19 protein-coding genes are annotated in these 19396 nt (G+C 48.5%); 9 read left to right on the plus strand and 10 right to left on the minus strand.

Annotated features, from left to right (window positions below; all coding sequences use genetic code 11):
• Positions 1-4: 4 nt before the first annotated feature.
• Positions 5-1024 carry a glycosyltransferase gene (locus On2M_RS00595; protein ID WP_210904125.1) on the plus strand — a complete coding sequence of 340 codons (1020 nt, stop codon included), beginning with the start codon at positions 5-7 and terminating at the stop codon, positions 1022-1024.
• 44 nt (positions 1025-1068) lie between these two features.
• Positions 1069-2061, plus strand: a complete 993-nt coding sequence (locus tag On2M_RS00600; RefSeq protein WP_210904126.1) for a glycosyltransferase — start codon at positions 1069-1071, stop codon at positions 2059-2061.
• 24 nt (positions 2062-2085) lie between these two features.
• Here On2M_RS00600 and On2M_RS00605 read toward each other — a convergent pair whose 3' ends face one another.
• Genes On2M_RS00605 through rfaD form a run of 7 tightly spaced genes read right to left on the minus strand, consistent with a single transcriptional unit; the run spans position 2086 to position 9354 of the window.
• Positions 2086-3030 (minus strand): glycosyltransferase, encoded by a 945-nt coding sequence (locus tag On2M_RS00605; protein ID WP_210904128.1) that lies wholly within the window; start codon positions 3028-3030, stop codon positions 2086-2088.
• Positions 3031-4086, minus strand: a complete 1056-nt coding sequence (rfaQ, locus tag On2M_RS00610) for a lipopolysaccharide core heptosyltransferase RfaQ (RefSeq protein ID WP_210904130.1) — start codon at positions 4084-4086, stop codon at positions 3031-3033.
• Position 4087: 1 nt separating this feature from the next.
• The gene (locus On2M_RS00615; protein WP_210904131.1) at positions 4088-5101 is read right to left on the minus strand and encodes a glycosyltransferase family 2 protein; all 1014 of its coding nucleotides are present in this window, start codon (positions 5099-5101) and stop codon (positions 4088-4090) included.
• Positions 5094-6377, minus strand: a complete 1284-nt coding sequence (locus tag On2M_RS00620; RefSeq protein WP_210904133.1) for an O-antigen ligase family protein — start codon at positions 6375-6377, stop codon at positions 5094-5096. The genes On2M_RS00615 and On2M_RS00620 overlap by 8 nt, the downstream gene beginning before the upstream one ends.
• Before the next feature lie 16 nt (positions 6378-6393).
• Positions 6394-7362, minus strand: a complete 969-nt coding sequence (gene rfaC / locus On2M_RS00625) for a lipopolysaccharide heptosyltransferase RfaC (RefSeq protein WP_151217009.1) — start codon at positions 7360-7362, stop codon at positions 6394-6396.
• Between the two features lie 3 nt (positions 7363-7365).
• Positions 7366-8412, minus strand: coding sequence for an ADP-heptose--LPS heptosyltransferase RfaF (gene rfaF / locus On2M_RS00630; protein WP_071685699.1), 1047 nt, complete (start codon positions 8410-8412; stop codon positions 7366-7368).
• A gap of 9 nt (positions 8413-8421) precedes the next feature.
• Positions 8422-9354: an ADP-glyceromanno-heptose 6-epimerase gene (gene rfaD / locus On2M_RS00635; protein ID WP_003827312.1), complete on the minus strand. Its 933-nt coding sequence runs from the start codon at positions 9352-9354 to the stop codon at positions 8422-8424.
• 215 nt (positions 9355-9569) lie between these two features.
• On the opposite strand from rfaD, the gene kbl reads away from it, so the two are divergent.
• From kbl to On2M_RS00650, 3 genes are all read left to right on the plus strand, one after another.
• A complete protein-coding gene (kbl, locus tag On2M_RS00640) occupies positions 9570-10766 on the plus strand; it encodes a glycine C-acetyltransferase (protein WP_210904135.1) in 1197 nt (398 codons plus the stop codon).
• Positions 10767-10775: 9 nt separating this feature from the next.
• Positions 10776-11801 carry an L-threonine 3-dehydrogenase gene (gene tdh / locus On2M_RS00645; RefSeq protein ID WP_003024132.1) on the plus strand — a complete coding sequence of 342 codons (1026 nt, stop codon included), beginning with the start codon at positions 10776-10778 and terminating at the stop codon, positions 11799-11801.
• Positions 11802-11992: 191 nt separating this feature from the next.
• Positions 11993-13030 (plus strand): glycosyltransferase, encoded by a 1038-nt coding sequence (locus On2M_RS00650; RefSeq protein ID WP_210904137.1) that lies wholly within the window; start codon positions 11993-11995, stop codon positions 13028-13030.
• Here On2M_RS00650 and On2M_RS00655 read toward each other — a convergent pair whose 3' ends face one another.
• From On2M_RS00655 to gpmM, 3 genes are read right to left on the minus strand one after another with little or no spacing between them, the layout of a single operon-like run.
• Positions 13031-13963 carry a divergent polysaccharide deacetylase family protein gene (locus tag On2M_RS00655; protein ID WP_151217005.1) on the minus strand — a complete coding sequence of 311 codons (933 nt, stop codon included), beginning with the start codon at positions 13961-13963 and terminating at the stop codon, positions 13031-13033.
• Positions 13964-13966: 3 nt separating this feature from the next.
• Positions 13967-15226 (minus strand): murein hydrolase activator EnvC, encoded by a 1260-nt coding sequence (gene envC / locus On2M_RS00660; protein ID WP_252838613.1) that lies wholly within the window; start codon positions 15224-15226, stop codon positions 13967-13969.
• A 33-nt stretch (positions 15227-15259) separates the two neighbouring features.
• On the minus strand, positions 15260-16804 hold the full coding sequence (gpmM, locus tag On2M_RS00665; RefSeq protein WP_040231588.1) for a 2,3-bisphosphoglycerate-independent phosphoglycerate mutase: 1545 nt from the start codon (positions 16802-16804) through the stop codon (positions 15260-15262).
• A 249-nt stretch (positions 16805-17053) separates the two neighbouring features.
• Here gpmM and On2M_RS00670 point away from each other — a divergent pair, with 249 nt between their 5' ends.
• Genes On2M_RS00670 through gpsA form a run of 4 tightly spaced genes read left to right on the plus strand, consistent with a single transcriptional unit; the run spans position 17054 to position 19321 of the window.
• On the plus strand, positions 17054-17485 hold the full coding sequence (locus On2M_RS00670) for a rhodanese-like domain-containing protein (RefSeq protein ID WP_005120473.1): 432 nt from the start codon (positions 17054-17056) through the stop codon (positions 17483-17485).
• Between the two features lie 50 nt (positions 17486-17535).
• Positions 17536-17787: a glutaredoxin 3 gene (gene grxC, locus On2M_RS00675; RefSeq protein WP_003024152.1), complete on the plus strand. Its 252-nt coding sequence runs from the start codon at positions 17536-17538 to the stop codon at positions 17785-17787.
• Between the two features lie 47 nt (positions 17788-17834).
• Entirely contained in the window at positions 17835-18302 is a 468-nt protein-coding gene (secB, locus tag On2M_RS00680) for a protein-export chaperone SecB (protein ID WP_003024155.1), read from the plus strand.
• The gene (gene gpsA / locus On2M_RS00685) at positions 18302-19321 is read left to right on the plus strand and encodes an NAD(P)H-dependent glycerol-3-phosphate dehydrogenase (protein ID WP_187259813.1); all 1020 of its coding nucleotides are present in this window, start codon (positions 18302-18304) and stop codon (positions 19319-19321) included. The genes secB and gpsA overlap by 1 nt, the downstream gene beginning before the upstream one ends.
• Positions 19322-19396 lie beyond the last annotated feature (75 nt).

Raw genomic sequence — 19396 nt, forward strand, 5'->3', positions numbered from 1 at the left:
TATTATGAACATTGATTTCCAGAAGCTAATCATTCAAAAACATGTTATCGACAGCTCCTCGCATGATAAGAGTAAAAAATTAAGTGTTGCGTATGGCGTCGATCGTAATTTTTTGTTTGGTTCCGGCATTTCTATGACCTCAGTATTAGTGAATAATCCTGATATTGATATTCACTTTTATATAGCAACAGACTATATCGATGATGATTATCTGGAGAGCGTAAAACGCCTGACGCAAATGTACAGTACGACAGTCACTGTCCTTGTGTTCGATAACGCGGCATTTCGTGAGTTGCCGAGTACGAAAGCATGGACTTATGCAATGTACTATCGTTATTTCGCATTTGAATATTTAAGTACTGAGTTAAGTTCGGTACTGTATCTTGATGCCGATGTCATTTGCAAAGGTTCTTTACGAGAACTTACCGAGATTAACTTCTGTGGGGAATATGCTGCTGTTATCAATGATGTTGATGAAGTACGTACTAAATCCGGCAACAGGCTCGGTATTCCTGAACTGAGTAATGGATACTTTAACTCCGGAGTGGTGTTTGCGAATCTTGAAGTTTGGCGTGAGCAGCAGTTATTGACAAAGGCATTTTCTATCTTAGATGAACGCCAAAAAGAACTGCTTTATTTTGACCAGGATGTTCTGAATATATTATTCGTTGGTAATGTGATTTTCCTGAGACGAGATTTTAACTGCATTTATGGTGTAGATCAGGAACTAAAAAATAAAAACGATAAAATTTACCAGAATTATATTACAGATGATACTGTTTTAATACATTATGTCGGTGTCACTAAACCATGGCATACATGGGCAAAATATCCAGTGGCTAAATTTTTCATCGACGCATATAAAAAATCCGCATGGGCGGAAAAATCCTTATTAAATGCAAATACAGCAAAATTGTATAAACGAAAGTCACGGCATGAGAGAGTGCAGCGGAAATATATCCGCTCTGTGCTAAGTCATGTTATGTACATAAAAAATAAGTTACACAATACAAAAACATATTGAGTATAAAAATAACTTGTTGGTAATAAATTAAATAGGTGTAGCGAATGAATTTTGATTGTCATCAGTCTATAAAAAATATCCTTGATTTTAATCAAGCACCATCTGGACAACAAGCACAACTTAACATCGCTTGGGGTGTTGACAGAAATTTTATGTTTGGTGCCGCAATCTCGATGACATCGGTACTGTTGAATAATAAAGATTTAAATATCCATTTTCATCTTTTTACCGACTACATTGATGATGATTACAAGCAGCGGGTTGCAAAATTAGCAGAGCAATTTTCTACAAACATCACAATTTATGTTATGGATGCTAATGGGTTAAAAGTATTACCAAGTGGCCACGCGTGGTCGCACGCAATGTATTTCAGATTTATAGCCTTTGAGTATCTTGGTGAGGAAATTGATACGCTGCTATACATTGATGCGGATGTAATATGTAAGGGTTCCCTTTTCGAACTTACGCAAACTGATCTTAGGGATCATGTTGCGGCGGTAATCACTGATGTTGATGATAGCCCTGCCAGAGATATTGAGGAAAATAGAGATTATTTCAATTCTGGTGTAATTTATGCAAATCTTAAAAAGTGGAAAAAACAAAATTACATCAATTCTGCTTTTGATATTTTATTGGATAAAAACAATAAGCTTTCATTCCCAGATCAGGATGTTTTGAATATTCTCTTCTTAAAGAAAGTGATCTTTCTGGAAAGAAGGTTTAATGCTATTTATGGTATTAAACAAGAGTTAAAAAGCAAAGATGTTACAAAATATAAAGATTACATAAAACCTGATACTATTCTAATCCACTATGTTGGCGTGACTAAACCGTGGAACTCTTGGGCAAATTATCCTTCGGCGCAGTACTTTGTACAAGCGTGGAAGGTTTCACCATGGGCTGATATTCCGTTGTTACCAGCCAGAACGCCAAAGCAATATAAGAAGAAATCACGACATGAAAGGCTGCAAGGAAAATATTGTGCTTCAGTAATTAGCTATATCGGCTATTTACGTGCAAAGTTACAAAATAAGTAAAAACTCCCGTAAGGGAGTTTTTACTTAGCGCAGTTTTGTATTGAGATATTTCAGATACCATTTGATAGAACTGAGGTAATTTCCCCTTTTGGCTTCCTGACGCGAGTAAACCCTATAATCAGTAGGCCTCATACGTGGAGCATAAGAGCGCATTTCTGTGTTCTGCCATGGTGTAAAATGATGGTAGAAAAGATAGAGTTGCTGTGAAAGCCCTGTATGTTCTTTATACCAGGGCTTTCTTCCGCCAGTGAAATGAATAATTCGCGGCAGTGTCTCTTTTTGATAGAAGAAAATATCTTTTTGTTGGTCATTAAACCAGTTAAATAAAAAATTCCATCGATTATCAATGAATTTGACATTGCCATCGATTGCAATATTCAAGGCATCTTGATCAGGGTAGGGGAGGCTTTCTCCCCGATCAAATAGAATCTGATTGGCTTTTTTTTCAATATCATTTTTAAGCCAATTTTTTATGTTAATATAAAGAAATCCGGAGTTAAAATAAGAGGAAGTATTAAGCTTTAAGCGGTTGGCATTTTTGATATCAGTGTTATTTAACGAGTCATGACTGGCAGCACAAATTACCTCGCTAATATCAATGCTATTAATATCATGAATTTTGTCGAAGCAAAGAGTATCTGCATCTAAATAGATAAAGTACTCTACTTTATCTTTAAGTAGGCGAGGTACGGCCAACCTCATATAGATTGAACGGTTCAGATGTTTGATTGCAAAGTCATTATTATACTTTTCAATCTCTTCTTTATCGATACTGATAACCTGAATTTTATCACTAGTAGAACGCAGTTTATTGATTTCTTCGTCAGTAACATCATAAACAAAGACAAAAAATGACAGGTCCTGTTCCGGGTTATTCATTATGACAGACATAATGGACACTGCTACATATTCCAGATAATTAGCATCTGTACAGTAAGCGATATTAATAATGTTATTTTTGTTGTCCATTTATGCTTTCTCATTACCTTGAACATTGTCATTATCATGAAGTACCGTATCGATAGCGTCAACCACGGCCTGTTCCGGTATCCATGTCAGATATTTTTTTGACCGGTCAAGTTCATCCCGCGAAGGCATCGGATGGTATTCGCCAGCCCAAATTAAAATGGCTTTATCAGACCACGGCTTCCATTGTTGAAAATTGGTGGCACCAAACAGGCAAACTTGCGGTGTCTTTAGCGCTGCTGCCATATGCATCGGTGCAGAATCGACACCAATGTACAAAACAGCATGGTCGATCAACGCAGCCAGTTGCAGGAAGGTCGTTTTACCTGCCAGCGTCAGGTCGGGGGGAGATTGGCACAGTTCAGCAATGCGCTGAACCTGTTGCTGCTCACTTAATGCTGGCCCACAGGTAAGATAAACATGCAAACCACGCTGATGCAGGTGGTCTATAACATGCGCGAACTTCTCATCATCCCAGCATTTAAACTCTTGCCTGGCAGTGGGCTGAATAACGACATATTTCTGCGCAGGCAACGTGGGTAACAGGGATACCAGATGTTGATAATCGTCCTGACGATAACTCAGTGACATCTCTTTCTTTAATTCTGCTTCGCTAAAACCAATGCCTTTTAGAATCGATAGGTTTTGTTCAACAATATGTGTCCCAATGGAGGGGGTTACTCGCGTAAAAAGTCGGTTCCAATGATCTTTCTCGCGCAGGAAGGCAATTGAAGGACGGCGTAAAGAGGCGATAAGTGCACCAATTGGCCATTGCTCGGTAAGGTTAACAATCAGATCATAGTGATTTTTCTTCAGTTGTTGACGTACTGAGAGATAATTTTTTGCTGTTGCCAGCAGGCCCTGTTTTTTCTCAATGAGATAAAATGCATTGATGTCTTTGTGGGCTGCTAAGATTGCTTTGGTATCTTTATAAAGGAGCAGATCGATCTTGGCATGTGGATAACGAGCCCGAATGCTGGCAATGACCGGCGTTGTTAACAGAACATCTCCATAAAATTTGAGCTTGCAAATAAGAACTCGGTCAATTTTTTCAAACATGTTAAAATCCCTTTCGAAAAAATAAGTTCTTAAAAGCAGATATTGTTCTATATCTTATTTCAGAAACCGAACGATCAATATGGGGGTATTTCATTTTAAGAATTATTTTTTTCTTAACGATTTTTGTGTCACAGCATGCTAGTGCATTCTGAATGTCATTCAGCATGCTTTCGCTGTAGCGATAATAACCTTTTTTCTTGCGTAACAGTTTGCGTCCTTCCAGAAAACAGTTGATGATCATAAATGTGGCAACAGTACGCTTTGCGCTATTACTATTTATATGGTTATACATTTTACGCATAGCAAAAAAGATACTATCCGCATCACTATCAATAATGTTCTCGGTAATACTTTTATCATTTACTCGGTAAAAATATAGTTTTTGCTCTATTTTTAAAATAGTATGGCATTTGAAATATTGGAACGGACAAAAAATAACATCTTCATAGCGGCGATATTCTTCAAATCGATCCATACCAATCACGTCACGATGGAAGATTTTCGTCACGAGATGCCATTGTCCGGCACGAAAAGTTGGTATCAGCGGCGCGTAGTTATCGTTTGTTAAAATGATTTCGTGTTGCACCAGAGAGTCTTCCGTATCAGGTTTGTGGTGATACAAATTATGGATATCTCTGGTTAAGTTGAACTCCACAATATCATACTTACCCGCTCTCAATTTAGGGAGAAGGATTGTGAAATAATCTGGGCAGACAATATCATCACTGTCAACAAAGCCAATATATTTCCCCGTCGCATGGGTAAGCCCAACGTTACGGGTGATAGCAACTCCTTGGTTTTTATGACTTATGTACTTGACGTTATTGCAATTCTGCTCACGATAAAATGCCTTGATGCGCTCTTCAGTTAAATCTGTTGAGCCATCGTTAACAATGATTATCTCCACATCATCAGTGATGTTTTGGTGAATAGACGCCAACGTCGCTGTGATAAATTCAGCATTGTTGTACGCAGGTATAATAATGCTCAGTAAATAACCTGATGCGTTAATCATGGCATCGTTCTCTCATTAGATTCGTGCTCAGCATCGCTGCTAGACATAACGCCAGTACGCAGCTCAGAGCTTCACCTTTGGCATATAATAATAAATCACTCAAGCCATAGATAGCGATTGCGCCTGAGATAACGAACAACAAGGGGCTACGTTGCCAGTAAGCTGTTAAAAACATGGCGATATAGAGCAAGAGTAGCACAACAACCCCAGGGATGCCCTTTAGCGAAAAGGTATCAATGATTTCGTTATGCAGATGGACGTTAATGAACTCAAGAGCTCCTTGTAGGGAAGTATCTTGCACCGCAAGTCGCTGAATTTCTGCGCCGCGTTGTTCAAGTGACTGTCCCCAGTCATGAGCTTTCCCGGATTCGATACCTGCCCGTTGCATCGCAAGTCTCGCGCCAATAGAGGTATTGCTATTGTTTTGATTATAAGAGTGCAGATCGACCAGGAAGTTCTGATAGCGACTTTCAATGACTGGTTTTAACGGAATTGCCGCCAGCCCGACCAGCACCACAAAGGCCAGTAATGCTTTTAATAACATAGTGTGGTTGTGGCGGTAGTGCATGAAAAATAATCCGATACTCAGGATCGGATACACTAAGATCGCTGCTCGGGTCTGCGTTGAGATGATCACCGCCAGCGATATCAAAAAATGTAACAGATAGAATAAAACGGTGCGTTTCAGACGTAGATTAATAATGGCTTGTGACGCCAGTAACGCAATTAACGTAAGTGCATAGGCTGTGCTTGTTTGATGTTCAAAACCCAGTGCAACACGGTAATTTAAAGGTTCAGCAGCTCCAGCAAGTTGGTAGCCCGCGAAAAGATACAAGCCGATTGCTGTGAGGAGCGTCCAGATACTGGTAATGCGAGTTTTATCGGCACACGGCTCTCGCGATGTCAGAGCTGTCATAACCAGTGCGGTGAAAATCATCACTTTTCCACCGTTCTGGTATGAACGATAGGCGCCGGTAAAGGCTGAGCCTGGTTGTTTAAATACTTCTACCCAAATAATCTGGAGCAAACCGAAGAGCAGCAACATAAAAGGCAAAACCAGGTTTTGTTTGTTACTGCACACATACTTTATATTTTTTCCTATAATCGGCAGAGACAAAGCCGTGGAGAAAATAAATACCTTCAATGCTTCATCTGGATTGACCAGTAGCATCGCAAGAGTTACCAGGATCCCAGCATAAAATAAGACGTATATAAAATCGAAAGGATTATTTTTGATACTACAAGCAAAACGAGAAAGCGTATGTTGGCGAAGCATAGATCGTCTCTTAAAGTTAAAGCAAATTATTATCAATTAGCGATACGTTGACTAAGCTTGCGTCCAGATCCTGCAATTTTCCGGAATGGCTCTGCTGTGTGTATTGATTCTTTCCATACCCACCAATCAATCCTGGGTCTGTTGGGCCGTATAACGTGATATTAGGGCGATCCAGCGCGGCGGTTAAATGACTTAGGCCTGTATCAACCGACACCACAAATTTTGCCCTCGCCAGGATGCGAGCAACCTCTTCCAGACTCATCCGCGGCAGGACATCGACGTAAGGAAAACCTTCTGCCAACCTTTTGGCTCGCGCTTCTTCATGGGGGGAGCCCCAGGGCAGTTTAATACGTATGCCTGCGTTATTTAACAGGCCAATTAGCTCCCGCCAGTTGGCTTCCGGCCAGTGCTTATCATCGCGCGTTGTGGCATGCAGAAATACGGCATATTTGCCTGTATCAGCATTGCATCGATTTACAAAATGCTGAGCGATAGCGTAATCACCTTGCGACTGCGGTTTGGCATATCCCAGACTTTTGGCGAACAATTCACGCGTACGTTCTACCGCGTGCTGCTGTTTGGCAATGTGATGTTTGCGATTATAAAACAGGCTAGCCAACGGCTCGCGGGCCGTACTCCAGTCCATACCATGCTTGACGCCCCGCGCCAGACGTGTCACCAATGCAGCGCTTTTAACCAGACCCTGCGCATCAATTATTGCGTCATACTGCTGCAAACGCACCGCGTCGCGAAATGCTTCACGCTCGGCTTTAATCGGCGCTGAAAACCAGGCTTTACGCCAGCGGCGAATCGCGACGGGGATGACCCGGTCAACGGCTGCATGCCAGGAAGGGATCTGGGCGAATCCTTCCTCGACCACCCAATCAAATTGAATATTCGCAATGGCCTGTTGCGCATCGGTTAATGCGGGCAACGTATGCAGTACATCGCCCATAGAAGACGTTTTAACGATCAGAACCCGCATCCGTCAGGCTTCCTCTTGTAACAACAGGTCATTGAGTTCTTCCAGTACGCGCTGGGGAGTGATGTCAATCAGACTTTGGTGATAGCCTTCTGCCGCATCGCCCTTGCGCACTTTGTGATAGCCCGTAATCAGACGAATAACCCGTGCTTTGTGCGACAACGGCGGAGTAAAGTCCGGACTACTTGGGCCATACAACGCTACCAGAGGTCGATTCAACGCTGCGGCAACGTGCATTAATCCAGAGTCGTTGGTGACGACCGCTTTGCAGGCGGCGAGCAGAATGACGGCCTGCTCAAGCTGCGTTTCGCCCGCCAGATTACGGCACCATGCCTGCTGCTCAACGCTTAGCGTTGCCAGGATTTCATTTCCGGCTTCATGGTCTTTTGCTGAGCCAAACAGCACAATCTGATGACCTTCGTCGATCAGTTGCTTAGCCAGTTCTGCGTAATGGTAGTGTGGCCAGCGTTTCGCCGGACCAAATTCCGCACCTGGGCAAAAACCGATGATGGGGCGTTCGGCAGAAAGGGAGAACTGACTACAAGTCAGAGACTTTTCACCTTCGCTGACCTGCAACTGTGGCCATAGCAGAGGCTGCGGCAAATCTTTAGCCGACAGCATCACGCCTTTATCGTAGGCCAGGGCTACATAGCGTTCGACCATCAGCGGCCATGCGTCTTTATCCAGCACGCGCGCATCGTTGAGCAGGCCGTAGCGCATTTCGCCACGCCAACCGGTGCGATGCGGGATGCCTGCAAAAAAAGGCACCAGCGCGGATTTAAACGAGTTAGGCAGCACATAAGCGCGGTCATAGCGTTTCTCACGCAGGCTGTGACCGAGTTTGCGGCGTTCGCCAATCTCCAGCGCGCCGTGTCCCAGCGGCATGGCGATGGCTTCGTTGACTTCAGGCATACGCGACAGCAGCGGACGGCACCATGCCGGTGCCATCACGTCGATTATCGCCTGGGGATAGCGCGCCTTAAGCGTGCGATAGAGACTTTGCGACATCATCATGTCGCCCACCCATGACGGGCCGATCACCAGTATTTTCATGCTAACTTCTTACGCGTCGCGGTTCAGCCAGGCCATATATTCCGTTACGCCTTCGGCAACGGTCTTAAACGGCTTGTCATAGCCCGCTGCGCGCAGGTTAGTCAGGTCTGCCTGGGTAAACGCCTGGTAGCGGCCTTTCAGTTTTTCCGGGAATGGAATGTACTCAATGCTGCCTTTTTTGTGGTACGCAAGCGTAGCATCAGCAACGGCCTGGAAAGATTCCGCACGACCGGTACCGAGGTTAAAGATGCCGGAAACCCCGTTTTCCAGGAACCACAGGTTCACTGCAGCCACATCGCCAACGTAAACGAAATCACGTTTGAAGTTTTCGCTGCCTTCGAACAGTTTTGGCGTTTCGCCATTGTTGAGCTGGGTATTCAGGTGGAAAGCGACGCTCGCCATGCTGCCTTTATGGCCTTCACGCGGTCCGTAGACGTTGAAATAGCGGAAGCCAACAATCTGAGAATTGGCTTCCGGCAGGATCTGACGAACGTACTCGTCGAACAGGAATTTTGAGTAGCCGTAAACGTTCAGTGGTTTCTCGTATTCACGGGATTCGATGAAATCAGAAGTGCGACCGCCATAGGTGGCGGCGGAGGACGCGTACAGGAACGGGATTTCACGCTCCAGGCAGTAGTGCAGCAGCTCTTTAGAGTATTGATAGTTGTTATCCATCATATACTTGCCGTCCCACTCGGTGGTGGAAGAGCATGCGCCTTCGTGGAAAATCGCTTCGATATCGCCGAAATCTTCCCCGGCCATAATCTGGATCAGGAAGTCTTCCTTGTCCATGTAGTCAGCAATATTCAGATCCACCAGGTTAACAAACTTGGTGCCGTCTTTCAGGTTGTCCACCACCAGAATGTCGGTGATGCCTTTATCATTCAGGGACTTAACGATGTTGCTGCCGATAAAGCCCGCGCCGCCGGTAACGATGATCATAAATGTAACCTTCGAATTATGGAGTCAGAGACAATCTCAGACACGAATACTTTCTATCATATCACTACATGGCCCAGGCTTCAGCCATTCACCGATAAGCCGTGCGGGTACACGTGATTTATGCTTCATTTTGAAGAAGTGGTGATGCGTCATCTCGTATCAACGTATAGCTTTGGGTAATATGTGCTGAAATTTGCCCAGTCTGGAGAATTGAAATGCGTGGGGATTTTTACAAACAGTTAACGAACGATCTCGACACCGCACGTGCGGAAGGATTGTTTAAAGAAGAGCGCATTATTACATCTGCCCAGCAGGCGGATATCACCGTGGCGGACGGAAGCCACGTTATTAACTTTTGTGCAAACAACTATCTGGGGCTGGCTAACCACCCGGAGCTGATTGCGGCGGCAAAAGTGGGTATGGATTCTCACGGATTTGGCATGGCTTCGGTACGCTTTATTTGCGGTACCCAGGACAGCCATAAGCAACTGGAGCAAAAACTGGCGGCATTCCTCGGTATGGAAGATGCCATCCTTTACTCTTCCTGTTTTGATGCCAACGGCGGCCTGTTTGAAACGCTGTTGGGTGCGGAAGATGCCATTATCTCTGATGCCCTGAACCATGCTTCTATCATTGACGGCGTTCGTTTGTGTAAAGCAAAGCGTTTCCGTTACGCCAACAACGATATGGTCGAGCTGGAAGCGCGCCTGAAAGAAGCGCGTGAAGCGGGTGCTCGTCATATCCTGATCGCCACCGATGGCGTGTTCTCTATGGACGGCGTGATTGCTAACCTGAAAGGCGTTTGTGACCTGGCAGATAAATACGACGCGCTGGTCATGGTTGATGACTCTCATGCCGTCGGTTTTGTCGGTGAGAATGGTCGTGGCTCCCATGAATATTGTGACGTAATGGGCCGTGTGGACATCATCACCGGGACACTGGGTAAAGCACTCGGTGGCGCATCCGGAGGTTACACTGCAGCGCGCAAAGAAGTGGTTGAGTGGTTGCGTCAGCGTTCTCGTCCGTATCTGTTTTCCAACTCACTGGCTCCGGCGATTGTTGCTGCGTCCATTAAGGTACTGGAGATGGTGGAATCCGGAGCTGAACTGCGTGACCGATTGTGGGCGAACGCACGTCAGTTCCGTGAGCAAATGTCTGCCGCTGGCTTTACGCTGGCCGGTGCCGATCACGCGATTATCCCGGTGATGTTGGGGGATGCGGTGATCGCGCAGGACTTTGCTCGTGAACTGCAAAAAGAGGGGATTTACGTTACCGGGTTCTTCTATCCGGTGGTTCCGAAAGGTCAGGCGCGTATCCGTACCCAGATGTCTGCGGCGCATACCCCTGAGCAGATTACGCGTGCTGTTGAGGCGTTCACACGCATTGGTAAACAACTGGGCGTTATTGCCTGAGGATGTGAAATGAAAGCGTTATCCAAACTGAAAGCGGAAGAGGGCATTTGGATGACCGACGTTCCTGAACCGGAAGTCGGCCATAACGATTTGCTGATTAAAATCCGTAAAACAGCCATCTGCGGGACTGACGTTCACATTTATAACTGGGATGAATGGTCGCAAAAAACCATCCCGGTACCGATGGTCGTTGGGCATGAATATGTCGGCGAAGTTGTTGGCATCGGTCAGGAAGTTAAAGGCTTTAAAATCGGCGATCGTGTTTCCGGTGAGGGTCATATCACCTGCGGACATTGCCGTAACTGCCGCGGTGGGCGGACTCACCTGTGCCGCAATACCACCGGCGTCGGCGTAAACCGTCCTGGCTGCTTTGCGGAATACCTGGTGATCCCGGCGTTTAATGCGTTTAAAATCCCGGACAACATCTCCGACGACCTGGCGTCTATTTTCGATCCGTTTGGTAATGCGGTGCACACGGCGCTGTCATTCGATCTGGTTGGGGAAGATGTGCTGGTTTCCGGCGCGGGTCCAATCGGTATTATGGCTGCGGCGGTTGCGAAGCACGTTGGCGCGCGTCACGTGGTGATTACCGATGTTAATGAGTATCGCCTTGAGCTGGCGCGTAAAATGGGCATCACTCGTGCGGTCAACGTATCGAAAGAGAATCTGACCGACGTGATGGCTGAACTGGGTATGACTGAAGGATTTGATGTGGGCCTGGAGATGTCCGGTGCGCCGCCCGCGTTTCGCGCCATGCTGGACACTATGAACCACGGTGGCCGCATTGCTATGCTGGGCATTCCACCATCCGACATGTCTATTGACTGGACAAAGGTTATCTTTAAAGGTTTGTTTATTAAGGGTATCTACGGTCGCGAGATGTTTGAAACCTGGTACAAAATGGCTGCATTGATCCAGTCTGGTTTGGATTTGTCGCCGATCATCACCCATCGATTCTCCATCGATGAATTCCAACAGGGCTTTGACGCTATGCGTTCAGGCCAGTCAGGGAAAGTGATCCTGAGCTGGGATTAACCCTATCCAGTCAGTGGATTCTGAGTGTTGTCCCCGGATGTTGATTATCATTAACATCCGGGGCTTTTTTTGCTTGCATGAGCCTTCCCGCCCGGCGCATTTTTCGCTAAAGAATTAATATTTTTTTCTGAAAATCTGCCGCTTAATATGCTAAAAAGTGCCGATTACTCTATTGTCTGGCTGGATTTGATATGACCTATACCCCTGGTCTCCTGAGCGTCATTATGCCCCTGTACAACACGGGTGAACCGTTCATTGCGTGTATGGATTCGCTGATTGCGCAAACCTGGAAGAACCTCGAGATCATCATTGTGAATGATGGTTCTACGGATAACTCAGCGGAGCTTGCTCAGTCTTATGCGGATCGTTATCCGCACGTGCATCTGTTGCACCAGCGCAATGGTGGGGTATCTGCGGCGCGTAATACCGGTATGGAAGTCGCCAGGGGCGAGTACATCGCATACGTAGACGGCGATGATATTGCCTATCCGGAAATGTATGAAACGCTGATGAATATGGCGTTGAAAGATAATCTGGACGTTGCGCAGTGCAATGCTGATTGGTGTATTGCGGAAACCGGCCACACATGGGCATCTATTCCTACCGATCGAATTCGTTCTACCGGCGTGATGACCGGGCCGGACTGGTTACGCAAAGCGTTAGCCAGTCGCCGTTGGCGGCACGTTGTCTGGATGGGCGTATACCGTCATCAGACCATTCGCGACGCCGGACTGACTTTCCTGTCCGGTCTGCACCACCAGGATATTATCTGGACGACGGAGTTTATGTTTAACGCCAAACGTGCGCGTTACACGGAAATCCCGCTTTACAAATACTTCCTGCACGGTGCGTCCGTCAGTCGTCTGCCGCGTACCGGAGAGAAGAACCTGGCTTACCAGCGCCACTACATCAAAATTACCCGTCTGCTGGATAAGATGAATCATGATTACGCCGGACGCATTCCCATTTACCCCGAGTTCAAACAGCAGGTGATTTATGAAGCGCTACGCGTTTGTCATTGCATCCGAAAAGAGCCGGATGAAAAAATCCGCCAGCGTATGATTGCCGAGGTTTTCGTGTCGGGTATGTTCAAGCGCATGGTGAGCAATATTTGCAGCGTTAAGCTGGGTTATCAGGTGCTATTGTGGGCCATCCGCTTTAGTCAGTGGCGCGATAAATCACTGACGCCGCGCCGCCTGGCCCATTTAACGCTGGATATTAAAGACTAATTATTGCCAGCCCTGCCACTGCAGGCGCATGTACTGCACCAGCGTGCTTTGGGTGATGCTTTCACCGAGCACACTGAAGAAGCGGCTGTTGTAAACCGGCTCTATCGGTTTCTTCGGTTTGCACAAATTTACACCGCGGAAAGGGTTACGCGGCGTATCTGGCGTACCGTTCTTCGGCGATGTGAAGTTTGGTCTGGACGTATCCACCTGTGGTTCATTGAGCAGGCTGCTTGGGCGAACCAGTGTGATGTCCGCTGGCAAGTTATAAAGCATCTGCTGCAGAACACGAACCGTCGAAGGGTGTGGGTGCCCAATGGCAATTGCTGAGCCGTTGCGGCGCGCAAGCTCGACGGCACGATTGAACTGACGGCGAATGTCGGCTTCGTTTTGCGTATCATCGAGGAAGACTTTGCGTTTGATGACCTTCACGCCAGTTCCTGATGCTGCGCGCATTGCCTGACTGTTGCCGATGGTCATGCTGTCCAGAAAGTAGAGATCGTAGCGCTCCAGTGCCTGCATCACCTTCTGCATGCCGAACAGGCTGGAGGTCATCGCGCTGCCCATATGGTTGTTCAGTCCGACCGCATTCGGTACTTTGCTGACCGCGTCGCGAATAATCCGCTCAATCTCTTCGCTGCTCATTTCCGGGCGCAAAGTATCTTTCTCTAATGGCTGCTTGCTCAGTGGCGCCATCGGCAGGTGGATCAACACTTCATGCCCGCTGTTATGCGCTTTAGTCGCCATTTCACGCGCATGTGGCGCGTTTGGCAGAACGGCAACAGAGACTGTGGAAGGCATCGCCAGCACCTGATTTTCAGTGTGCGGACGGTAGCCGAAATCATCAATGACGATGGCGAGTTTGCCAGCAAATACAGGTGTTGCGAAGGCCAGCAGGCTGGCGAGAGAGAGTACCAGACGACGAAAATGAGGCAAAACTTATCTTCCCAACCACGGCTGTGGATTGACCGCCTGACCCTGGCGACGAATTTCGAAATAGAGTGCTGGCCTGCCCTGACCGCCGCTGCTACCCACAAGTGCAATAGGTTGCCCGGCGCGAACCTGTGTACCGACGCTGACCAGCGCGCTCTGGTTATAACCGTACAGGCTCATATCGCCTTTACCGTGCTCAACGACCACCACCAGGCCATAGCCCTGCAGCCAGTCCGCGAGAATGACGCGACCATCGGCAATAGCTTTAACTTCGGTGCCTTCGGATGCGCCAATAACCATCCCCTTCCAACGTAGCTCACCCTGCAGCTGTTCGCCATAGCGATGTAGCGTTGGACCACGAACGGGCCAGAATGCCTGGCCGCGCGGCGAACCTAAACCACCGGTACGCGACATCAGAGATTTTTCGCTTTCGGTTGGCTTGTAGGTTGAGCCTTTTCGTGACGCATCCTGCTGCTTATCGCGTACGGCTTGCGCCTCGCGGGCTTCACGTTCTGCGCGTGCTTTGGCTGCGGCTTCGGCGCGAGCAATGCTGTTGCGCAGGCGTGATTCGTTGGCGCGCATTTCGCCCAGTTGCTGCTGACCTTGTTGAATCGATGATTCCAGACCCGAGAGCGTTTTCTGGCGTTCATTACGCGCCTGCTCCAGTTTAGCCTGCTGGGCGCGCTGTTCGTACAGTAACGTCTGCTGTTCGCTTTGCTTATCTTCAAGCTCGGCTTTTTGCGAGTCGACCTCTTCGCGGGTTTGTTTCAGTTGCGCGATAGTTTCTTGCCTCGCCTGGTTCAGGTAGCCGAAATAGGCCTGTAGACGTTGCCCGCGCTGGCTCTCTTCACCGCTTAGGATGAGCTGAATGCCGGTGTGTTCGCCCTGACGAAATGCTGCATCGAGCTGGGCTGCCAGGCTGCGTTCTTGTGCGGCCCGCTGTTTTTCCAGCTTCGCGAGTGCGGCGTTCATCTCAGCGATTTGCGCATTCAACTGCGCCAGTGAGTTTTGTGTTTCGCGCAGTTGCCTTGCGGCCACGGCGATAGCCTGTTCCTGAGCTTTTAGTTGAGCGAGGAGGGTGGAGCGTTGTTGTTGCTGTTGGCGTACCGCGCGTTCTTTTGCCGCGATATCAGCCTGAATAGATTTAAGCTGATCGCGTTCGTCCGCGTGGGCGGTAAAGGCGCACAGCAATACGCCAGCGCTAAGCGCGCTGGCGTAGAACAAGGGCCTGACTGAAAACTTACGCAGTTTCACGGCCCGGGTGATGGTATTAATCGCCTTTCCCCTCATGGGGAGGGATTATTCCACGATGAACAGCGGCTTACCAGTCATCTCTTGCGGGATTTCCATACCCATCAGCGTCAGCATGGTCGGGGCGATATCAGAAAGTTTGCCGCCTTCAACTGCTTTGACGTTTTTGCCACCGACATAAATCAGCGGAACGGGCAGGTTGGTGTGCGCAGTATGCGCCTGACCGGTGGACGGATCGCGCATTTGCTCTGCGTTACCATGGTCTGCAGTGATCAACAACTGGCCGCCAACGGATTCAACCGCTTTAGCCACCTGCTCAACGCAGTGATCCAGCGCTTCAACCGCTTTAACCGCTGCTTCCATCACCCCGGTGTGACCCACCATATCGCCGTTCGGGTAGTTACAAATGATGGTGTCGTATTTCCCACTCTCAATCGCAGCAACCAGTTTTTCGGTCAGCTCAGCAGAGCTCATTTCCGGCTGCAGATCGTAGGTCGCGACTTTCGGTGAGTTGATCAGAATACGGTCTTCGCCTTTGAACGGCTCTTCTACACCGCCGTTAAAGAAGAAGGTCACGTGCGCGTATTTTTCGGTTTCGGAAATACGCAACTGCGTTTTGTCGTTCTTCGCCATCCACTCGCCAAGGGTGTTGGCCAGAGATGCTGGTGGGTAAGCAACCGCAGTTTTGATGTCGGCCGCGTATTCGGTCAGCATCACAAAGTTGAGGTTAACGACTTTCTTACGGGCGAAGCCGTCGAAGTCAGCGTTAACAAACGCACGGGTGATTTCACGCGCACGGTCAGCACGGAAGTTCATGAAAATCAGCGTATCACCGTCTTCCATAGCAGCTTCAGCCTGGCCTTCAGCACGGATCACGGTGGCTTTAACGAATTCGTCGTTTTCGTCACGGGCATAAGCCGCCTGCAGACCTTCAACAGCTGTAGCGAACTGGAATTCGCCTTTTGCCAGCGTCATCAGGTCATAAGCCTGCTCCACGCGATCCCAACGGTTGTCGCGGTCCATGGCATAGTAACGGCCAATGATGGACGCTACGCGACCTTTGCCCAGTGCGGCAAATTTCTCTTCGAATTTCTGCAGGGAATGTTCAGCGCTGCGCGGCGGGGTATCACGGCCATCAAGGAAAGCGTGCAGATAGATTTTCTCAGCACCGCGTTCAGCGGCCATTTCTACCATCGCCATGATGTGATCTTCGTGGCTGTGAACGCCGCCAGCAGAGAGCAGACCCATGATGTGTACCGCTTTACCGCTATTTTTTGCCTGGTCGACCGCATCGGTCAGCACCGGGTTGGCGAAGAATGTACGTTCTTTGATTTCAACATCCAGACGGGTCAGGTCCTGATAAACGATGCGGCCCGCGCCCAGGTTGACGTGACCCACTTCGGAGTTGCCCATCTGGCGATCGGGCAGACCGACTTCCAGACCAGACGCATCAATCAAGGTATGCGGACGTTTTGCCCACAGAGCATCCATTACCGGGGTTTTGGCATTAAAGATGGCGTTATCCTGGCTGTCTTCACGATAGCCATAGCCATCCAGAATCACCAGTACCATAGGTTTTTTAGAAACCGACATTGCGACAACCTCACACTCAATAGATAAAAAATAATTGCATAATTTTACTACAGCTGAATCGATAAAGTAGCCCCCGAAGATCAAATAATGGGGGATCGCGTGCCAGGGTGAACACTGATTTACATTTTTTTTTCCGTAGCGCCCCGCAAAAATGCAATCCAATGCACGCTCTGGCTGTATTTGCGCCAACGCGCAGGTATACTCCTTTCCTGGTTTTTTTAATCACTGAGTCGGGAGTTGTTACCCCCCATGCAAGAAATTATGCAATTTGTTAGTCGCCACCCTGTCTTGAGTATCGCCTGGATTGCGTTACTGGCGGCTGTATTGTTTACCACGTTTAAGAGCCTGACCTCAAAAGTGAAGGTGATTACGCGCGGCGAAGCTACACGTCTCATCAATAAAGAAGACGCCGTTATCGTCGATTTACGTCAGCGCGACGACTTCCGCAAAGGTCATATCGCAGGCTCTACTAACCTGCTGCCGAGCGAAATCAAAGCCAACAATTTTGGCGAGCTGGAAAAACACAAAAACAAACCTGTTATTGTGGTTGATGGCTCTGGTATGCAGTGCCAGGATTCAGCAACTGCGCTGATTAAAGCCGGTTTTGAGCAGGTATCTGTACTGAAAGACGGCGTAGCGGGCTGGAGTGGTGAGAATCTGCCACTGGTTCGCGGCAAGTAATTTACCCGCCGTTTTTATCCTGCAGGGTAAAAGAACACTGGAGATAAGTCATGGCCAATATTGAGATCTATACCAAAGCAACCTGCCCGTTTTGCCATCGTGCAAAAGCGCTGTTGAACAGCAAGGGGGTGAGTTTCCAGGAACTTCCGATTGACGGCGATGCCGTGAAGCGTGAAGAGATGATCAAGCGCAGTGGCCGTACAACGGTTCCACAGATTTTTATTGATGCACAGCACATTGGTGGTTGTGACGACTTGTATGCGTTGGATGCGCGTGGTGGACTTGATCCCCTGCTGCGTTAAGGCGTACGGATAGTATTTAAAGGACAACACTAAAGGGTTTTCTCAACATGTCAGAACAAAATAACACTGAAATGGCTTTCCAGATCCAACGTATTTATACCAAGGATGTATCTTTCGAAGCGCCAAATGCACCGCATGTTTTCCAGAAAGATTGGCAGCCAGAGGTTAAACTTGATCTTGATACCGCCTCTACCCAACTGGCAGATGATGTGTATGAAGTAGTGCTGCGTGTCACCGTAACGGCTTCCCTGGGTGAAGAAACTGCGTTCCTGTGCGAAGTTCAGCAGGGCGGTATTTTCTCCATCAGTGGTATTGAAGGGACTCAGATGGCGCATTGCCTTGGCGCATACTGCCCGAACATTCTGTTCCCGTATGCTCGTGAATGCATCACCAGCCTGGTTTCACGCGGTACATTCCCGCAACTGAACCTTGCGCCGGTCAACTTTGATGCGCTGTTCATGAACTATTTACAGCAGCAGGCTGGCGAAGGTACTGAAGAACATCAGGATGCCTGATGAACCAAAGTAATGCTTCAATGACTGTGATTGGTGCCGGCTCGTACGGCACCGCTCTTGCCATCACCCTGGCAAGAAATGGCCATCAGGTTGTCCTGTGGGGCCATGATCCGAAACATATCGCGACCCTTGAGCACGATCGCTGCAACGTCGCGTTCCTCCCTGATGTGCCTTTTCCCGAAACGCTGCGCCTGGAAAGTGATTTAGCCACTGCGCTGGCCGCCAGTCGTAATATCCTGGTGGTGGTGCCGAGCCACGTCTTTGGCGAAGTGCTGCGTAACATCAAACCGCTGATGCGTCCTGACGCGAGGCTGGTCTGGGCGACAAAAGGTCTGGAAGCGGAAACGGGACGTCTGCTGCAGGACGTCGCACGCGAAGCGCTGGGGGATGCTATTCCACTGGCGGTCATCTCCGGTCCGACGTTCGCCAAAGAGCTGGCAGCAGGTATGCCGACGGCGATCTCTCTGGCCTCGACGGACGACACCTTTGCTGACGATCTCCAGCAGTTGCTGCACTGCGGTAAAAGCTTCCGCGTTTACAGCAACCCGGATTTCATTGGCGTGCAGCTTGGCGGCGCGGTGAAAAACGTTATTGCTATTGGCGCGGGGATGTCTGACGGCATCGGCTTCGGCGCGAATGCGCGAACCGCATTGATCACCCGCGGACTGACCGAAATGTCTCGCCTTGGCGCGGCGCTGGGTGCCGATCCTGCCACCTTTATGGGGATGGCGGGTTTAGGCGATCTGGTGCTGACCTGTACCGACAACCAGTCGCGTAACCGTCGTTTTGGCATGATGCTCGGCCAGGGTATGGACGTGCAGGGCGCGCAGGACAAGATTGGTCAGGTGGTTGAAGGCTACCGCAATACGAAAGAAGTTCGTGAATTGGCGCACCGTTTTGGTGTTGAGATGCCAATAACCGAGGAAATTTATCAAGTATTGTATTGCGGAAAAAATGCGCGCGAGGCAGCATTGACGTTATTAGGTCGTGCGCGCAAGGACGAGCGAAGCAGCCACTAGCCGTAAGGAACCGTTTCAATCTAACGACCCGACCCGCGTAGAACGGGTTGGTCGTTTTGCTACCTTCTGGAGTAT

Origin of the sequence: Citrobacter sp. On2M (assembly GCF_018035235.1) — a bacterium.
GTDB lineage: Bacteria > Pseudomonadota > Gammaproteobacteria > Enterobacterales > Enterobacteriaceae > Citrobacter > Citrobacter meridianamericanus.